Source organism: Dysgonomonas termitidis (assembly GCF_042654545.1).
GTDB classification, from domain to species: domain Bacteria; phylum Bacteroidota; class Bacteroidia; order Bacteroidales; family Dysgonomonadaceae; genus Dysgonomonas; species Dysgonomonas termitidis.
Genome location: NZ_JBHSGN010000117.1, coordinates 17498 through 36230 on the forward strand (window position 1 = coordinate 17498; position 18733 = coordinate 36230).

At 40.3% G+C, this 18733-nt stretch carries 13 protein-coding genes; 12 read left to right on the plus strand and 1 reads right to left on the minus strand.

Going from position 1 to position 18733, the window contains the following annotated elements; all coding sequences use genetic code 11:
* The first annotated feature begins 365 nt into the window (after positions 1–365).
* The 5 genes from ACFO6W_RS18895 to ACFO6W_RS18915 all read left to right on the plus strand — a co-directional run bounded on the left by ACFO6W_RS18895 (position 366) and on the right by ACFO6W_RS18915 (position 5469).
* A complete protein-coding gene (locus tag ACFO6W_RS18895) occupies positions 366–2126 on the plus strand; it encodes a family 43 glycosylhydrolase (protein WP_379999289.1) in 1761 nt (586 codons plus the stop codon).
* A 166-nt stretch (positions 2127–2292) separates the two neighbouring features.
* A complete protein-coding gene (locus ACFO6W_RS18900; RefSeq protein WP_379999291.1) occupies positions 2293–2991 on the plus strand; it encodes a DNA alkylation repair protein in 699 nt (232 codons plus the stop codon).
* Entirely contained in the window at positions 2988–4211 is a 1224-nt protein-coding gene (locus ACFO6W_RS18905) for a M16 family metallopeptidase (RefSeq protein ID WP_379999293.1), read from the plus strand. Before ACFO6W_RS18900 ends, ACFO6W_RS18905 begins: the two co-directional genes overlap by 4 nt.
* Before the next feature lie 32 nt (positions 4212–4243).
* Complete coding sequence (locus tag ACFO6W_RS18910; RefSeq protein ID WP_379999295.1) at positions 4244–4948, plus strand: porin family protein; 705 nt, start codon at positions 4244–4246, stop codon at positions 4946–4948.
* Between the two features lie 125 nt (positions 4949–5073).
* Positions 5074–5469 (plus strand): hypothetical protein, encoded by a 396-nt coding sequence (locus ACFO6W_RS18915; protein ID WP_379999297.1) that lies wholly within the window; start codon positions 5074–5076, stop codon positions 5467–5469.
* Here the strand turns inward: ACFO6W_RS18915 and ACFO6W_RS18920 are convergent.
* A complete protein-coding gene (locus ACFO6W_RS18920; RefSeq protein WP_379999299.1) occupies positions 5410–7194 on the minus strand; it encodes a L,D-transpeptidase family protein in 1785 nt (594 codons plus the stop codon). The genes ACFO6W_RS18915 and ACFO6W_RS18920 overlap by 60 nt on opposite strands.
* A gap of 309 nt (positions 7195–7503) precedes the next feature.
* Here ACFO6W_RS18920 and ACFO6W_RS18925 point away from each other — a divergent pair, with 309 nt between their 5' ends.
* The 7 genes from ACFO6W_RS18925 to ACFO6W_RS18955 all read left to right on the plus strand — a co-directional run bounded on the left by ACFO6W_RS18925 (position 7504) and on the right by ACFO6W_RS18955 (position 18725).
* Positions 7504–10275 (plus strand): family 78 glycoside hydrolase catalytic domain, encoded by a 2772-nt coding sequence (locus ACFO6W_RS18925; RefSeq protein WP_379999301.1) that lies wholly within the window; start codon positions 7504–7506, stop codon positions 10273–10275.
* Between the two features lie 264 nt (positions 10276–10539).
* Positions 10540–11643 carry an alpha-L-rhamnosidase N-terminal domain-containing protein gene (locus ACFO6W_RS18930; protein WP_379999303.1) on the plus strand — a complete coding sequence of 368 codons (1104 nt, stop codon included), beginning with the start codon at positions 10540–10542 and terminating at the stop codon, positions 11641–11643.
* Positions 11644–13281 (plus strand): family 78 glycoside hydrolase catalytic domain, encoded by a 1638-nt coding sequence (locus tag ACFO6W_RS18935; protein WP_379999305.1) that lies wholly within the window; start codon positions 11644–11646, stop codon positions 13279–13281.
* Positions 13282–13745: 464 nt separating this feature from the next.
* A complete protein-coding gene (locus ACFO6W_RS18940) occupies positions 13746–14624 on the plus strand; it encodes an AraC family transcriptional regulator (RefSeq protein ID WP_379999307.1) in 879 nt (292 codons plus the stop codon).
* Between the two features lie 165 nt (positions 14625–14789).
* The gene (locus tag ACFO6W_RS18945) at positions 14790–15965 is read left to right on the plus strand and encodes a glycoside hydrolase family 130 protein (RefSeq protein ID WP_379999309.1); all 1176 of its coding nucleotides are present in this window, start codon (positions 14790–14792) and stop codon (positions 15963–15965) included.
* Positions 15966–16153: 188 nt separating this feature from the next.
* Entirely contained in the window at positions 16154–17551 is a 1398-nt protein-coding gene (locus ACFO6W_RS18950; protein WP_379999312.1) for an MFS transporter, read from the plus strand.
* On the plus strand, positions 17544–18725 hold the full coding sequence (locus ACFO6W_RS18955) for an AGE family epimerase/isomerase (RefSeq protein WP_379999314.1): 1182 nt from the start codon (positions 17544–17546) through the stop codon (positions 18723–18725). The genes ACFO6W_RS18950 and ACFO6W_RS18955 overlap by 8 nt, the downstream gene beginning before the upstream one ends.
* Positions 18726–18733: the final 8 nt, after the last annotated feature.

Sequence of the window (18733 nt, forward strand, 5' to 3'; positions counted from 1 at the left end):
ACTTCCAGTCCGTGTCTTGTTGACAGGGAAAAAATGTTTGCTACGCAACACACAGACGGGACGTCTGCGCGAGCGAGGGGCACCCTATTTTGTTTCACGCAAAGACGCAAAGGCGCAAAGTTTTTACATCTTGCGAGTTGTTGACTGCTAACAGATTACTGTTTACTGATTACTGTTTACTGTTGACTGATACACCTGTTACCTTTTAACCATATACAGTTAACAGATGTGAAAACTACAAAATGAAAATAATGGAAAAAGTGTCAGATATGTCAGGTTTTAACCAAATATAGTCAATAAATGTAAATTGCATAAATGATTAAAATTGCTTATTTTCGTTTACCCTAATTACAAATACCACTAGTATGAATAATCTGAAAATAATATTATCCCTGTTGTTTTTTGTGGGATGCCTGCATTTACCTGCGCAGCAGAAAACATATTGCAACCCGGTCAATCTGGATTATGGTTACGGGCCTATCCCAAGTTTTACAACATGGGGAAAGCACCGGTCTACAGCCGATCCTGCTATTGTCAATTATAAAGGGGACTACTATTTATTCTCCACCAACCAAACCGGATATTGGTGGAGCAGTGATATGCTGAACTGGAACTTCGTTTCAAGGAAATTCCTTACGCAAGAGGCTATAGATACTACTCCTAACAAATGGGATGACCTTTGTGCCCCGGCTGTTTGGGTACAAGGTGATTCGCTGTGTGTTTTCGGGTCAACCTATTCCCGGATTTTTCCTATATGGGTGAGTACCAGCCCTAAAGAGAATGAGTGGTCCAAGGCTGTAGAACATTTTGAAATCGGAGGCTGGGACCCGGCTTTCTTTGTAGATGACGACAAGCGCCTTTATATGTATAACGGTAGTAGCAATGTGTATCCTTTGTATGGTATTGAACTTGATAGGGCTACATTCCAGCCTGCAGGAACACGCAAGGAACTTTTGTTATTGGATGATGACCGTATCGGTTGGCATCGCTTTGGTGAACATATGGATAATACATTTCTAAAACCTTTTATGGAAGGAGCCTGGATGACTAAGCATAATGGAAAATATTATCTTCAGTGGGGTGGCCCGGGCACAGAATTCAGCCATTATGGAGATGGAGTCGCCGTAAGTAATAGTCCTTTAGGGTATTTTGAGCATGTCTCTTTACCTTTTAGTATGAAGGCCGGCGGGTTTATTCGCGGAGCAGGTCATGGTGCTACGTTTCAGGATAATAGCGGTAACTATTGGCATACATCTACAATGGTGATAAATGTGAAAAATAATTTTGAACGTCGTATCGGCATATGGCCTGCCGGATTCGATAAAGATGATGTAATGTATTGTAATACGGCTTTTGGGGACTATCCTCACTATTTGCCGGATGGAAAAGCGGCCGACCATCAGAAAAGCCGTTTTACGGGATGGATGTTACTCAATTATAAGAAGCCTGTTCAGGTATCCTCTGTTTTTGGAACGCATTATCCTAATAATATCGTCAACGAGGATATAAAAACATATTGGAGCGCCGGGACTGCCCGCAAGGGAGAATGGCTTATCTCCGATCTGGGCGAAGTATCGACCGTTTATGCCCTACAGATCAATTATGCAGATCAGGATGCTGAATTTTCAGGCAAGCAGCAAGGCATATATCATCAATATAAGATCTACTATTCATCAGATGGGAAAAAATGGGATGTTCTTATTGACAAGAGCAGGAATGACAAGGATGTGCCGCATGACTATGTAGAACTAGAAAGGCCTGTGAAAGCCAGATATCTGAAAATGGAGAACATTCATATGCCAACAGGTAAATTTGCAATATCGGGTTTCAGGGTGTTCGGGATAGGCTCCGGGCAGAAACCGGATAAGGTAGAGCAGTTTATGGCCTTTAGGTCGGATGTAACAGACAGGCGGAATGCCTGGTTGAAATGGAAGCCTGTGGACAAAGCCTATGCTTATAATATATATATAGGTCAGGAGCCGGATAAACTGTATAATTGTGTGATGGTATACGATGCGAATGAGTATTATTATCCGGGAATGGATAAAACCAAACCTTACTATTTCGCTATTGAAGCAATAAACGAGAATGGAATTTCAGAATTAACCAAAGCTGAGGCTCCATGATCTATAGCTTATATGAAATTTTAGAAGCACTGTATATAGAAAGAGGCAGAGACGAAATAGTATAAAAAATCAAGTTTTATGCAGGAAGGGCAACCTCAAGAATTATTAATTTTTCATTCTTCATTATTAATTGTTTTCTGTTACCTTTGTTACTTTTCTGGATACAATGACTGCAAAAAATATACAAAAAGAACTGGAATCATATTCAACACCGGAGAAGAAAGAATTTCTCCCGTACTTTTTCAAAACAGGAAAAGGACAATACGGTGAAGGTGACAGGTTTATCGGGGTTGTAGTACCTGATACCCGCAGGGTGGCTAAGAAATGTAAAGATATTCCATTCGCGGAAATTACCAAGCTATTGGAAAGTGAATATCATGAATGCCGTCTTTGCGCATTACTTATACTTGTAGAACGCTTCAAGAAGGCCAAAGAGGCGGAACGTAAAGAGATTTGTGATTATTATCTGTCGAAAACCAAATATATCAATAACTGGGACCTGGTAGATCTGAGCGCAAAAGATATAGTAGGGGAGTATCTTGTAGACAAAGACCGTTCGGTGCTTTATGGCTTGGCGGAGAGTAGCTTACTCTGGGATCAGCGTATTTCTATCCTGGCTACTTTCGCTTTTATCAGGCGTGGTGATCTGGATGATATATTTGCTTTATCTGAAAAGCTGTTGCGGCACGAGCATGATCTGATGCATAAAGCCATTGGCTGGATGCTGCGCGAAGCAGGGAAAAAAGATAAAGATCGATTGTGTTCATTTTTAGGTCTTTATCATAAAAAAATGCCGAGGACGATGTTACGCTATTCCATAGAGAAATTCCAGCCTGAAGAACGGGCGCATTATATGAAAAAATGATCAATTACCATTCACATACCTTATCCAATGGTTTGCGTATAGTGCATAAACCTATAGCTGGAAATGTCTCATACTGTGGCTTTATCGTAAATACCGGTACACGAGATGAGAACCCCGTGGAATATGGTATGGCTCACTTTGTAGAGCACATGTTGTTTAAGGGGACAACGAAACGCCGTTCACATCACATAATCAATCGTATGGAGCATGTAGGTGGAGAGCTGAATGCTTATACGAATAAGGAAGAGACCGTGGTGTATGCCATATTCATGGAACAGCATTTCGACCGGGCATTTGAACTGCTATCCGATATGACTTTTCACTCCCGGTTCCCTCAGCAGGAGATAGATAAGGAAGTGGAAGTAATTATTGATGAAATACATTCTTATGAAGATAATCCCTCGGAATTGATATTTGACGAATTTGAGAATCTTGTTTTTAATGGATCGCAGATGGGGCACAATATTCTGGGAGATCCGGATACACTATTAAGCTTTGATACACAGAAAGCCAGGGCTTTTGTTGACAGGTACTACGTGCCGTCCAATGCCGTTTTCTTTTCCTTAGGGAATACAAACTTTAAGAAAGTTGTATATCTTGCCGAAAAGTATTTGTCCGGTCTTCCCGGCACTGTATGTCCCAATGGGCGTATCGTCCCTGCGGGGATAAGGTTGGAAAACAGGACTGAAAATAAGGATACATCGCAGGTACACGCTCTGATAGGTTGTCGTTCATATTCATTGCTTGACCCTAACCGGAAAGTATTGAACCTGTTGAATAATATATTGGGAGGGCCGGGTATGAATAGCCGCCTGAATATTTCGCTTCGTGAGAAAAAAGGATATGTCTACAGTGTTGATTCTACTGCTACGGCTTATACCGACACAGGTATAGTATCTATATATTTCGGATGCGACAAGCGCAATGCGGACAAATGTGTTGATCTGGTTCATAAGGAACTGAAGAAAATAAAGACAGAGAAGCTGAGTACATCGCAATTATCGATAGCTAAAAAGCAATTGATAGGACAGATCGGTGTAATGAGTGATAACCATGAAAATATGGCGTTGTCGCTTGGAAAGAGTTTCTTTCATTACAATCATTATAATACACTTGAAGAAACGTTTCGCAAGATCGAATCCATAACAGCGGAACAAATACAGGATGTGGGGAATGAAATTTTTGAGGAAAACAGGCTCTTTAGTTTATTATATAATTAATTCTTTTACCTTTGTGATACGATATAAGCTTTATGAAAACAGTATCTAGAATATTTTTACTTGCCGGTTTATTAGTTTTGGCATCTTCCGTAGTGAATGCCCAGACTATAAGGAAGCGCTTTACCGCGGATCTCCTGTTTGGGTTCAACTTTGCTTCCATGGATATCAAAGGTGCTAATATGTATAAAGAACCTAAGGTTGGTTTCACAATAGGTACTAATATCAATTTCAAGATATTGCATAATATTCAGATACAATCAGGACTTTATGTAACAAAGAAAGGTCTCAGGCAGCATATCAGGAGGAGCGAATATAATACAGGTATGGATATTGAGTATTATGGTGATACTCTGCGCAATACAGCAGCTGACTATCTGCAGGTTCCACTGTGTTTGGGCTATGAGGTGTATCTTTCGAAGCATTTTGCGATCAACCTTAATGCCGGCGGTTACGTTGCATATGGTTTTAAGGGAAAGAACAGGGGCGAAGCTTATGCAACAACGATTAAGAACGGTGTTGTGCAAGGTACGCAAATAACAATACCTTCTTACGAAGAAGAAACATTTGCTTTACGAAAATGGAATAGGCTGGATTATGGTGTTTTAGGCAGGGTTGGGTTGATATATGATATATGGACGATAAACCTGACCTATGAATACGGCTTTCATAATATAGCCGATGACGGACGGGATTTACGGAACCGTAATATGTCGGTAGCTTTGGGCTTTCGTTTTTAGGAAGGCGTGTAGCTAATCGGAAGACTCTTCTTTCTTATTCGGAACCTTATAATACTGCAGGCCGGAACTTTTAACCGGGCATTTTGTTCTATATTTACAGGATAACCCTCAAAAATAGTATAGATATGGAAGATTTGGTAAAGAGACTTCAGACCGAAGTTGGACTGACAGAGGAAGAGGCTATTAAGTCTATATCTGTAGTAAAAGACTATATGGATAAGGAAGGTCTTGATATAGATTGGGAAAAGTTCTTTAAAGGTAAGAGCGAAGATTTTATAGAGAAGGCCCGGCTATTATTTGCAAATGTATCTAAGCAAACCCAAAGCTATACAGATAAGATAGTGGATAAAGTAGATAGCTTTGCCGATAAGGCTAAGAAAAGTGCGCAAGACCTAGCCAGAAAGCAGCAGACTTCTTCGGTGAGAAATAGCCGTACTCAGATAAAGGCTTGGCTATTACAATTATTTATCCTCCCTTTTCTTTTCTGTGGTTTGTTTGGGGTTCAGAGCGTCCAGTATTAGCTGATCGTATTCGTAAGTGTCATCGGCATAATACAATAGCTTATCATCAGGATACATAAAAGCAGTATAGTAATCAATGGATAAGGATATCTTATCTTCTTTATCAATATTGATAATATCAGGCAGTTTCTTTAGCTTTTGCTCTTTAAGCAGTTTTTTGCCATCATCGGATATAGGTTGCTTATTTATACTGTGGTATAGCCGATCCTTATAGATCTCGGTTACGGGTGACACACAGAAAAATGCAAGCTCGAACGGTTTCTGCACTCTCACACAGCCATGACTGACAGCCCTGTCTTTCCTGTTGAACGCCAACTTGCTAGGCGTGTCGTGGAGGTACACAGAGAATGCATTATTGAACATGAACTTAATCAGACCAAGAGAATTACCCCCTCCCGGATCTTGTTTGATGGTATAGGAAAACTTACTGGGGTCGACATTCTTCCAGTCTATCGACGACACATCTACTTCTTTGCCTCTTTTGTACAGTTTCATATTATGCCGTTCGATATATGTAGGGTCTTTCTTTTGTAATACTGCAACCTCTTTCTGAGCTATACTTGTTGGTATATTCCATACCGGATTAAGATTAATATAGCTGATATCACTTTGCAGGAGGGGCGTCTTGTTTTTTACAGAACCAACGCATACTCTCGATACCAAAGGGAGGCTGTCACCACTTGTATTACTAGCAACCAACATGGCCGCAGCTACATTCACTTCTATATGCTTATTGCGTCTGGTTTTGGTCCGCCTCCAGCGATACCGTTCCATATTGGCCCGTATCTTCGCCTGATAATAGTCCAAAGGCCTGTTTAGTGCGCTGATCGTCAATTTGCCGATCTCGGCTTCTTCCGGATATGAATTTCTACGTCTGAAAGTATTTATTGCAACAAGTAGCTCTTCATCGAGTCTCATCTGGAGGCTGTCGCTACTGATCGAATCAGGTGCATATTCTCCGGTCAGTATAAGCCTGTTTGCAATATCTTTGATGTGCTTGTTCTTATCTCCCAGCTTATAAGTCGCATCACCGGATGCTATCTCTTTAAACCCTGCCTCTTTCCTTTTTTTGAGGAGTTTGTATTCTTCCGATAATTTCAGATAAACTTCTTCTGTTGGCTGAGAATTGAGTAAGGCGGAAATCGGATCTTTCATTATTTCAGTATATACATCCTCATAGAATAAGGAGTCCGGGACGGAGGTAATTATATCATAATCTTTTTGATATAGGTTCCTAGGATTGACGAATCCGTATTTCATCCCGGTAATATACCTGATGGCAGATTTCGTCGAAGTCTCTTCTATATCCAGCATTATCTTATATACTGTATCCAGATTGTTTACGAAGATACCTGAGTCTATGGCATCTGTCATAGATTTGATTTTTGAAGAAGAAAACATCTCGGGGGATAACCCATGTTCTTCTGCCTGGTTCAAAATATCAATAAATGTATACAATCTTTTAGTATCCAGTGTATCATGTATCCATACCGGATTAAATCCCGTCACTGTATATATAGGCTTCAGGATAGAATCCTGATCTGTATGAGCTTTTAATGACTCTTGCAATACCCTGAAATCAAATTCCGGATAATTTTGAGCAAACTTGGATTGGAGGACTTCTTTCTTGTCAGATTCACTGACTTTTGTATGCTCTTTCCTTTTACAGCTTGTTATAAGAAATGAGAATATAAGGAAAGTGATGAACCATATAAAATATTTCATGCAGGTTATTAATGTGCCAGGTGTGTAATTCGTTCGATTATTATTTGACACAAAAATAATAAAACTTTATAATATGACAATATATAAAATCGGCTTAACAAAGCAAAGTTTTCATTATACTATGTGGAATAGTGATTCAACGATTTTGAAAACGCCAATATTGCCGCTTTCCATTTTTAACCTTTCCTCCCCCAAAAAAGGTGCAAAAAAGTATTATATACAGATAAAAAATTACTTGACAATCTTCTGTAAACGCAATACTTTTACAACCAACAATTTAATAGTTAAAGCGATCTAAATAGTATGACCATGAAAATGTATAGGTATATGGGGTTGATCACAGTATTCTTATTTACTGTATGCCAAATTTACGCCCGGGAAAAAGAACCGGCTAAATGCCCGGTTTATCCGACCGACCTTAAGTGTGAATATCTGAAAAATCCAATAGGACTAGATGTTTTCACTCCGCGTTTAAGTTGGAAATTGACCACACGCAACATTGAGGCCAGAGGACAAAAACAACACTCGTTCCAGATTATAGTAGCAACTTCCGAAGCTGTATTGCAGCAAGGTAAAGCCGATCTATGGGACTCGGGGACCGTGAAGTCCGATGAATCCGTAAACATCATCTATAATGGGAAAAAACTGAACGAAGGACAGCAATGCTTCTGGACAGTACGCGTATGTGACGAGCATAATCATTGGTCGGCATGGAGTGAACCGTCTTTCTGGACTATGGGGATCACTCAAAACAGTTGGAAAGGTAAATGGATTGGAGCAAACGGATTAGATTTAGATAAACAAAACGAGGGATCTATTTCGATGCGGAGAGCTGATCCTTGGATAAGGAAGAATCTTGAGCTGGCAGAAAAACCAGAGAAAGCTGTGATCTATGTAGCATCGGTAGGTTACCACGAATTATACGTGAACGGAAAGAAAATAGGCGACAAGGTATTAATGCCATCGGTGAGCGATCATAAAAGACGGGCGCGCTATATAACTTATGATATCGCCAAGGAGTTGGAAAAAGGTGACAATGTGATTGCCTTGTGGCTGGGGACTTCATGGTCTATTTTTCCAGCTTATCAGACTGATGATAAACCCAATGCACCCCTCACATTAGTTCAGGCAGAAATAACTTTTCAGGACAACAGACCCATGCAAATCGTGTCCGACGAGAGTTGGAAAACACATCCAAGCCCGAACACCTTGTTGGGGTATTGGGAAGCGCATCATTTTGCGGGAGAGGAATATGATAGCTCCAAAGAGATAGACGGCTGGAATAAACCCGGGTACGACGATTCTGATTGGAAACCGGCTTCGGTGTTCAGTCCAAACTTGCTTGTGTCTGCGGATAAAACAGAACCAAATCGTTTGATAAAAGAAATCAGGCCGGTGGCTATTGAGGAGATAGAAGCAGGTATCTACCGTATAGATATGGGAGTGAATTTTGTAGGATGGCTGGAAATGACTGTAACAGGAAGTCCGGGAGATATGGTAACATTTCATTTCTCGGAGCGCGAAAAAGAAAGCTCTAGCTATGGACTACACAGTATTTACAAAGTAGGCGAGTCGGGTATAGGGGTATTCTGTAACAAATTCAATTACATGTCCGGACGTTGGATAAAGGTGTCGGGCATTAAGCACAAACCTAGGCTAGAAGATATAAAAGGGTTTTTAATACGTCCCGATTTTGAGCGGATAGGGCAGTTTAAGTGCGACCAACCATTGATGAACGATATTTATGATGCGACTCTCTGGAGTTTCGAGAATTTGAGCTTGGGAAATTATGTAGTAGACTGCCCACATCGCGAGCGTCGCGGATATGGTGGCGATGCCTTGGCTACTACACGTCCGGCAATGGGAAACTACTCATTGGGGGCATTCTATACCAAGTGGATGGAGGACTGGCGCGACGTACAGCAAGCTGACGGAAATGTACCGTATACCGCCCCCACACATGTAGGCGGAGGCGGCCCGTCGTGGAGTGGATATTGTATTACGTTGCCTTGGAATATGTACAGGCAGTATGGTGACAAGCGGGTGTTGGAAGAGAGCTTTCCTACCATAGAGCGTTGGCTGGCTTTTGTTGAAACCAAATCGGCAGGCAATATGCTGGTTCGATGGGGAGGGAAATGGAGTTTCTTGGGCGACTGGCTATGGCCACAGGCATGGGACGAAAGATCGAGAATGGAAACACAGGGGAAAGCTCTGGGTGACACCGATGAAACTCTCTTTTTTAACAATTGCCATTGGGTTTACAGTTTGGATTTGGCTGCAAATATTGCTGAGATCATAGGCAATGGTGTGAAAGCAAGAACATATAGGACACGTGCCGATGAGGTAAGAAAGACCCTACACCAAAAGTTTTTTAATGTATCGGACAATAGCTATGTAAATGGATATCCTGCCTATTTGGCAATGGCTTTGAATACCAATATCCCGCCCGTAGAATTAAAAGATAAAGTTTGGAAACGCTTAGAGCATGAGATTATGGTAACACGCGAAGGACATTTTTGGGGAGGGATTACCGCAGGTTCGTTCTTGTTCTTTACATTAATGGATAATGAGAAAAATGACTGGTTGTACACGATGATTGGCAAGGAAGATTTCCCCGGTTGGGGTAATATGCTGAAACACAATTTAGGCACTTTCTTCGAAGATTGGGAATGCCGTGGCTCGGCAATACATAGCTCTTATTTGTATGTAGGCAGTTGGTTTATAGAAAATCTGGGTGGAATTAAGCAACCTCGGGCTGGCTTTAAGCAATTTACCATAGACCCGTGGATAAATCAGACACATGCCCCACAGGAAGTGGCTGCCAGTTACAACTCGCTATATGGCGATGTTGTTTCCAATTGGCATAAAAAAGACGGAAAACTGCAAATGGAAGTAACAATTCCGCCAAATACCACAGCTCTTCTATATCTGCGCGGGGTGGATGCAAACAGTGTGAAAGAGAATAACCAACCACTGAAAGGCACAAAAGGTATTGCCATCGATGTTCAAAAAAACGAATACACCAGCTTACGCTTGATGGCGGGCCGCTACAAATTTTCGGCTAGAATGGCCGGTGAATAAACTGAACTGGAATAATATCTGGCTTTTAGTATGTCTTTCTCTTCCAATATTTCAGTGTGGTTAAGAATATAAGAAACAAGGCCTCCGAGAGCTCTGTAAAGAAGGATTTTCGAAATAAATGTGACCTGGTGTAAATTACCTGCCTGTATTACGCGTTGTCTAAAGACCGGATACAAACGGAGATCAGGATGTTAATCAAAATAATACTTGATGGAATGAAACAAACAAATTTAGATAGTTACTTAATGACTCCAGTTTAAAAACATGAAAACATATTTCTTATTTAAGTCATCAATGGTTCTGTTCTTACTATTTTTATGTTCAGTGAGTTATGGGAAGGATATAACATTGACCCATTTACAGACAGAATACAAAACCAACCCGGTGGGAATTGAGGCTGAACAGCCAAGATTGAGTTGGGAGATAAAATCAACTGATCGATCAGTAATTCAGACCGCTTTTCAAATTCGGGCTGCTGCATCTGAAGCGCTGCTAAAATCAGATAAAAGCCTTTTGTGGGATAGCAGGAAAGTAGAGTCAGGCCAATCGGTACATATTCCATATTCAGGCGGGCTACTGCAAAGTAGAGAGAAAATATACTGGCAAGTGAGAATATGGACAAACAAAGGAAACTCTTCTTGGAGCAGCCCCGCTTCCTTTGAAATGGGGTTGTTGTACCCTTCCGATTGGATCGCCTCATGGATTGAAGCTGATATTCCGGAGGATATTGAAAAATCTGGTCCTTCCCCTTACTTAAGAAAAGAGTTTACTGTAGGAAAAGAAATTAAAAGTGCCAGGATTTATACTTCGGCCCGGGGCCTTTACCAATTGCACCTGAATGGAGAAAAGGTGGGTGATGAACTTTTTACTCCGGGATGGACATCCTATCACAAAAGAATACAATATCAGATATATGATGTTACTCAACAACTTAGGAAAGGTACTAACGCAATAGGCGTGATATTGGGAGATGGTTGGTACAGAGGGGTGTTGAAGTGGAGAAGCCAACGAAATCACTATGGCGAAAAATTACAGGCTATCTTACAATTAGAAATCACTTATACCGATGGTTCGAAAGAAACGGTTGTGTCCGATAAGAGTTGGAAATCCAATACAGGACCTATTGTGAAGTCTGATATTTACAACGGAGAAAGTTATGATGCCCGATTGGAGATGAAAGGCTGGGATAATCCTCATTATCCGGATTCTCAATGGAGCGGAGTAATAATAAAAGAAGTAGACAAAAAATTGCTGGTGACTTCGGAAAGTGTACCTGTCCGAATCACTCAGACAATTAAACCCATTGCTAAGATCATCACGCCTAAGAACGAGTTGGTATTCGACTTTGGACAAAACTTTGTTGGTTAGGTGGAATTTAATTTAAAAGGTAGTAAAAATGATAGTATATGTTTAAATTTTGCAGAAGTGCTTGATAAAGAAGGCAATTTTTATACTAAAAACCTTCGTACAGCAAAGGCAGAAGATAATTATATTTTCAAAGGTGAAGGAGTTGAAAAATATGAACCACATTTTACTTTTCATGGATTCCGTTATATGAAAATAAGTGGTTATAAAGGCGAAATTACTTTGGATGACTTTATTGGCAAAGTTGTTACCTCAGATGTTGCTACTATAGGATACTTCACTTGTTCCGACACTTTGGTTAATCGTCTGCAGGAAAATATTAAGTGGGGATTGCGGAGTAATTTCTTAGATGTCCCGACTGACTGCCCACAGCGCGACGAACGTCTTGGATGGACAGGCGATATCCAAGCTTTTTCACCGACAGCTTGTTTTAACGTTCATGCGGCGACTTTTTTGAGCAAATGGCTAAAAGATTTGTCTGCCGATCAATTAGAGAACGGTAGTGTTCCTCATTTTATTCCGGCTGTAAAAACAGGTCATGGGGCTGCAGGTTGGGCAGATGCTGCAGTAATTGTACCATGGGAAGTGTATATGGCATATGGAGATAAGACTATACTGGAAACGCAATATCCTTCCATGAAGGCTTGGGTGGATTTTCTGAAACAAGGTGCAAATGAATATTTGATTGCAGATAACGGAGATAATTTTGGAGATTGGTTGGCTTATGCCCCGGCCCTGCGCGACTATCCGGGAGCGACTACTGACAAGGATTTGATTGCTACCGCTTTTTTTGCATATTCTACCAGGTTGCTAGCGCAAACGGCGAATGTATTAGACAAACAGGATGATGCAAAATCATACTTTGATTTGTATGAAAATATAAAAAAAGCGTTTCAGAAAGAATATATGACCCCGACCGGACGCCTGTCTTCTAATACCCAAACGGCTTATGCCCTGGCTCTGGCTTTTGAATTGATGCCTGACAGCCTGAAAGCATCTGGCGCTGAACGGTTGGCAGAGAATGTCCGTTCTTTCGGTCATATTACCACCGGATTTCTTGGTACCCCGTTGATAAACAATGTGCTGAGCCGATATGGATATAATGAAGAGGCATATACTTTGCTTTTTCGCAAAAAATATCCTTCATGGCTATATCCGGTAACTATGGGGGCAACCACAATCTGGGAACATTGGGACGGAATTAACCCGGACGGAAGTTTCCACACACCTGGTATGAATTCATTCAATCACTACGCTTACGGAGCCATCGGACACTGGTTGTACACACACGTGGCCGGTATTTCTCAAGCGTCAAATTCGGCAGGTTACAAAAAGATCGTAATTAATCCTGTTCCTGATAAAAAAATATTGCAGTATGCTGAGGCTAGCTACCATTCTGTCTATGGAGAAATTGTTTCTCACTGGGAAAAAAAGGATGGATTTTTTACGTTGAAAGTAGTGGTTCCAACCAATACAACAGCCACAGTATATCTTCCGGCCCGGACAATAACGGACATCACAGAAACTGGAAAACCGTTGGGTAAAGTGGACGGGATATTGAAATCTGAAGCACTGGGAGGCAAAGTGATACTCGAGATAGGTTCAGGAGAATATAATTTTTCTACACTTCTCCAACAATAGCTTTCTAAGCTAAATAGCTACAATCCGAGTTCCTGATTAGATATGCTCAAAGGTCTAATTTGGAACTCATTTTTTATTTTCTCCATTTTTTCATATTAAGCCATTATTGAGGGTACTGCCTATCGTTTTGGTTTCTACTGCACCCTCTATGGTACCAGAAAACGTTCCCCAAAGATATAGGGATAATCATACTGGGACGGAAACTATATTCTAATTTTCAGATAAAAAAGTACCATAATTATTCCGCTCAATTCTATTTTATGTGTGTTATTTACTTATTGTAATTTTTGTGTTCAGGCAACTTTATAATATGATTTTATCATATATTATTTTTATTTTTTATTTATTTGCTTACAATTGAGTATATTAATGTTTTATTGTATTGTTTTTGTTAATTATTTTCTTTGCTTTTATTTATATTTATTAGTTAATAAAGTATATTTGTATATAGATAAATAACAGATATGAATACTATTTTCAGAGAAGTGACCCCATTGTCGGCCGAAGATTGTTTTATGATCTTTTCGCGTGTGAAGTCGGAATTCAACTTTCCCATACATACTCATGCCGAATATGAGCTGAATTTTATTGAAAATGGAGCCGGCGCAAGGCGTGTAGTGGGCGATAGCGTGGAGGAAATAGGAAGCCTGGAACTGACGCTTATTGCGGGCTCTAACCTTGAGCATGGTTGGCTGAATCATTATTGTAAATCGGATCAGATTAACGAAATCACAATACAATTTCATAACAATCTGGTAAATAATGATTTACTTTCAAAGAACCAGTTTATTTCGATGAAAGAGATGTTTGATAAAGCCTCCTGTGGCCTTACCTTTTCCAATGAAGCTATTCTGAAAATAAAAGATAGGCTTTATTCTCTGGCAACAGAGCAGGAGGGGGTGCATTCGGTTCTGAAACTTATTGGTATTCTGTATGACCTGTCTCTCTCAAAAGCATCGAGAGTGTTATCCAGTACTTCTTTTGTGAAGGAGGTACAAACCTATGATAGCCGTCGTATAGAGCGCGCTTATACTTATATGCTCGAGAACTATAGTAAAGAGATATCTTTGTCCGATATTGCAGGCATTGTGGGTATGACAGAGGTCTCATTTAGTCGGTTTATCAAAAAAAGAACCAGTAAAACATTTATCGATTCGCTCAACGAAATCAGGCTGGGGCATGCTACCCGCATGTTGGTAAATACTACCCATAATGTGTCAGAAATTTGTTTAGCTTGCGGTTTTAATAATATATCCAACTTTAATCGCCTTTTTAAAAAGAAAAAAGGTTGTACGCCCAGCGGATTCAGGGAGAACTATAATGAAACAAAGATATTCTTATAGAGTACGCTTTTCCCTTTTTTAATTCTTTATGTATTGATGATAATGAGTTCTGTCTAATTATGTACTTATAATACAATGATTAGATAAAAAAGTATATTCAAAAAAGATATAAAGGATATACTTTTGTTTATCGCTAATCTATCGTATCATTCAATACATGAATCTATGAATTTTGAACAAAGACTACTTGACGTAACTAATGCTTACGAAACGCTTATTACTCGGAAAAACGAAACCTTATTGCCGGGAAATGGCATTTTTGAGCGCTATAAATACCCTGTATTGACAGCTAATCATACCCCTCTATTTTGGCGATACGACATGTCGCCCGATACCAATCCATATTTTATGGAGCGTTTCGGGATCAATGGAACGTTTAATGCCGGAGCCATGAAATGGGAAGAAAAGTATCTGATGGTAGTCAGAGTAGAAGGAAACGACCGGAAATCTTTTTTCGCCATAGCCGAAAGTCCCAATGGAGTGGATAATTTCCGTTTCTGGGATTATCCTATTGTTATTCCCGAAACTGACGATCCGGACACGAATGTGTATGATATGCGCCTGACAGTTCACGAAGATGGTTGGATATATGGCGTATTCTGTACCGAAAGGAAAGACCCTGCTGCTAAATTAGGTGATTTGTCGTCAGCCGTTGCAGCCGCAGGTATTGTGCGCACAAAAGATTTGAAGACTTGGACGCGATTGCCTGATGTTATCAGTAGTCATCAACAACGTAATGTGGTGTTGCACCCTGAGTTCGTAAACGGAAAATATGCTTTATATACTCGTCCGCAAGACGGATTCATTGATGCCGGAAAAGGAAGGGGCATTGGGTGGGCTTTGACCGATGATATTTGCAATGCGAAAATCGAAGAAGAGAAAATTATCAATTTCCGCTATTATCATACAATAAAAGAACTGAAAAATGGCGAGGGACCGCATCCTATAAAGACAGCTAAGGGGTGGTTACATATGGCTCATGGAGTGCGTGTATGTGCTGCCGGGTTGCGTTACGTCCTGTATTTGTATCTGACCGATTTGGAAAATCCGGAAAAACTAATTGCCGAACCGGCAGGACATTTGATGGCTCCGGTTGGTGAAGAACGCATAGGCGATGTATCTAATGTTTTGTTTAGCAATGGCTGGATCGCAGATGAGGATGGTACAGTATTTATCTATTACGCATCGGCCGACACCCGGATGCATGTGGCAGTTTCTTCTATCGATAGGCTTTTGGATTATTGCATCAACACTGCCGTTGATGGATATCGTTCGGCTACATCGGTTGAAACACTGACAACATTGATAAAGAAAAATAGAGAATCAGGTGAATCGGTCTGATAATAGTGATTGATTGAAGAAACTGAAACTTGTAAAGTAAGGAGCAGATAGTCTCGGTATAATTGTATATATGCATGCAAGTAAATAAACTTTCCATTTTTGTTTTCGGTACAAAAAGAGACATAACATATATTTGCCTTTTGTGAATTGTTAACCCTATATTCCTTTCAGGGAATTAAAATAGAACCATGCAAAATCTTTCAACCAAAGTGACTCTTAAGGAAAAAATCGGCTACGGATTGGGCGATGCAGCCTCTTCTGTGTTTTGGAAACTATTCAGTATGTATCTGCTGTTTTTCTATACTGATGTTTTTGGGATAGATGCAGCAATAGCAGGTACAATGTTTCTTATTACCCGCATTTGGGATTCTCTTCTCGATCCCGTTGTGGGAGTCATCGGTGATCGTACAGAATCGAAATGGGGAAAATTTCGTCCTTATTTGCTGTATTTTTCCGTGCCATTCGGTGTAATAGGGGTATTGACGTTTACGACTCCCGACCTTTCGGCAACAGGTAAAATCATTTATGCCTATATCACCTATTCGCTTATGATGATGATTTATTCGCTCATCAACGTTCCCTATGCATCACTTTTAGGGGTAATGTCTGCTGCTCCCAAAGAAAGAACGGCACTATCGTCTTACCGGATGATATTTGCTTTCTTGGGAAGTATTCTTGCTCTTGTCCTTATTGAGCCGTTGGTCAGGCTATTTAGTGGAAACGATGGCAATCTTCAGTCTGGCTGGTCCATGGCTGCATTGGTTTTTGCCGTGATATCCGTTGTCTTTTTCCTTTGCACTTTTTCTTGGACAAGGGAACGGGTGCGTCCTATAAAAGAAAGTGGCAACTCACTGAAAGATGATTTAAACGATTTGTTAAAGAACAAACCTTGGTGGATATTGTTAGGGGCAGGTATTGCCGCATTAATATTCAATTCGATTAGAGATGGGGCTGCAGTGTTTTATTTTAAATATTACGTGGCTGCATCCGAAACGTTTGATCTGGGAATCATCAGTTCGGCACTATCTCTTACTACCGTTTTTCTCGTATTGGGACAAGGTGCCAATATATTAGGTATACTTCTGGTAACCCCTGTTTCTAATCGTATAGGGAAAAAGAAAACATATCTGTCGGCCATGCTTATAGCTACTGTATTCAGCATTGCTTTCTATTTTGTAGATAAGAATAATATTTTAACAATGCTTTTCTTGCAAGTCATTATTAGTGCCTGTGCAGGAAGCATATTCCCGTTACTGTGGTCTATGTATGCCGATATTGCCGACTACTCCGAATGGAAAACTGGTCGTAGAGCTACAGGCTTGATATTTTCCTCTTCCTCTATGTCTCAAAAGTTCGGATGGTCTATAGGAGGCGCGTTAACCGGGTGGTTACTGGCTTTATATGGATTTGAAGCTAACGCAATACAAACAACTGAAACCCAGACTGGTATAAGGTTGATGATGAGTGTATTACCAGCTATAGGGACTATTCTGTCTGTGGTTTTTATCTCCATTTATCCTCTTACCGAAAGTAAGTTGAAAGAAATAACCGGGAATCTGAATGCAAAACGAAAGAAAAATGATTGAAGAATTCCATATAGAATTGACTGCTAATATCTTGCCGTTTTGGATGAATAAGATGGCAGATAGCGAAAACGGAGGGTTCTATGGGCGCATAGATGGTAGTGGAATATTACATAAACAAGCCAATAAAGGTTCGGTATTGAATATGCGTATCTTATGGGCATTTTCTGCGGCATATCGAATATTATGTAGAGAAGAATATCTCGAAATGGCAAATAGGGCATTTGATTATATACAGAGCCATTTCATAGATTACAAAAACGGCGGGGTGTATTGGGAGTTGAACTGCAAAGGCAAACCTGTAAATACAAAAAAGCAGGTTTACGCGCAAGGATTTGCCCTCTATGCATTTTCGGAATATTATCGTGCTACCCAAAATACAAAAGCGTTGGAATTGTCTAAAGAGTTTTTTTATCTGATCGAAGGACAATGCAAAGACAAAGAAAGGGGAGGCTATTTCGAGGCATTTACCGAAGATTGGAAGCCAATAGATGATATGCGTCTGAGTGGGAAAGACGCGAATGAGAAGAAAACCATGAATACGCATCTGCACATTCTGGAACCATATACAAATCTATATAGAGTATGGCCCGACAAAAACTTGCAGAGAGCCCAAACTGAACTTATAGATATTTTTTCAAACCAAATCTTGAACAAAAGGAATCATCATCTGAACCTGTTTTTTGATGACAATTGGAACTCTAAATCCACTATTGTTTCATATGGGCACGACATCGAGGCTTCATGGCTCTTGTTCGAAGCCGCAGATGTACTGGGAGACAAAAAGCTTCGTGCAAAAGTTAGAAGGATATCTCTTCGGATCGTTGATGCGGCTATGGAAGGCTTTCGGGAAGATGGCAGCCTGATTTATGAAACAGCCGGAGCTCATGCCGATACCGATCGTCATTGGTGGGTGCAAGCCGAAGCTGTGGTCGGATTAATGTATGCTCATAAAAACTCAGGAGATAAAGTGCATAAAGAAAAAGCCGCAAAAACTTGGGAATACATTAAGCGATATCTGATAGACTATAAAAGTGGTGAATGGTATTGGAGTGTATTACAGGATGGCAGTATAAACCTGAAGGATGACAAAGCAGGCTGTTGGAAGTGCCCTTATCACAACGGGCGGATGTGTATGGAAATGATAGAGCACTTTTCTGATGATAAGACTAATTAAATATAGAT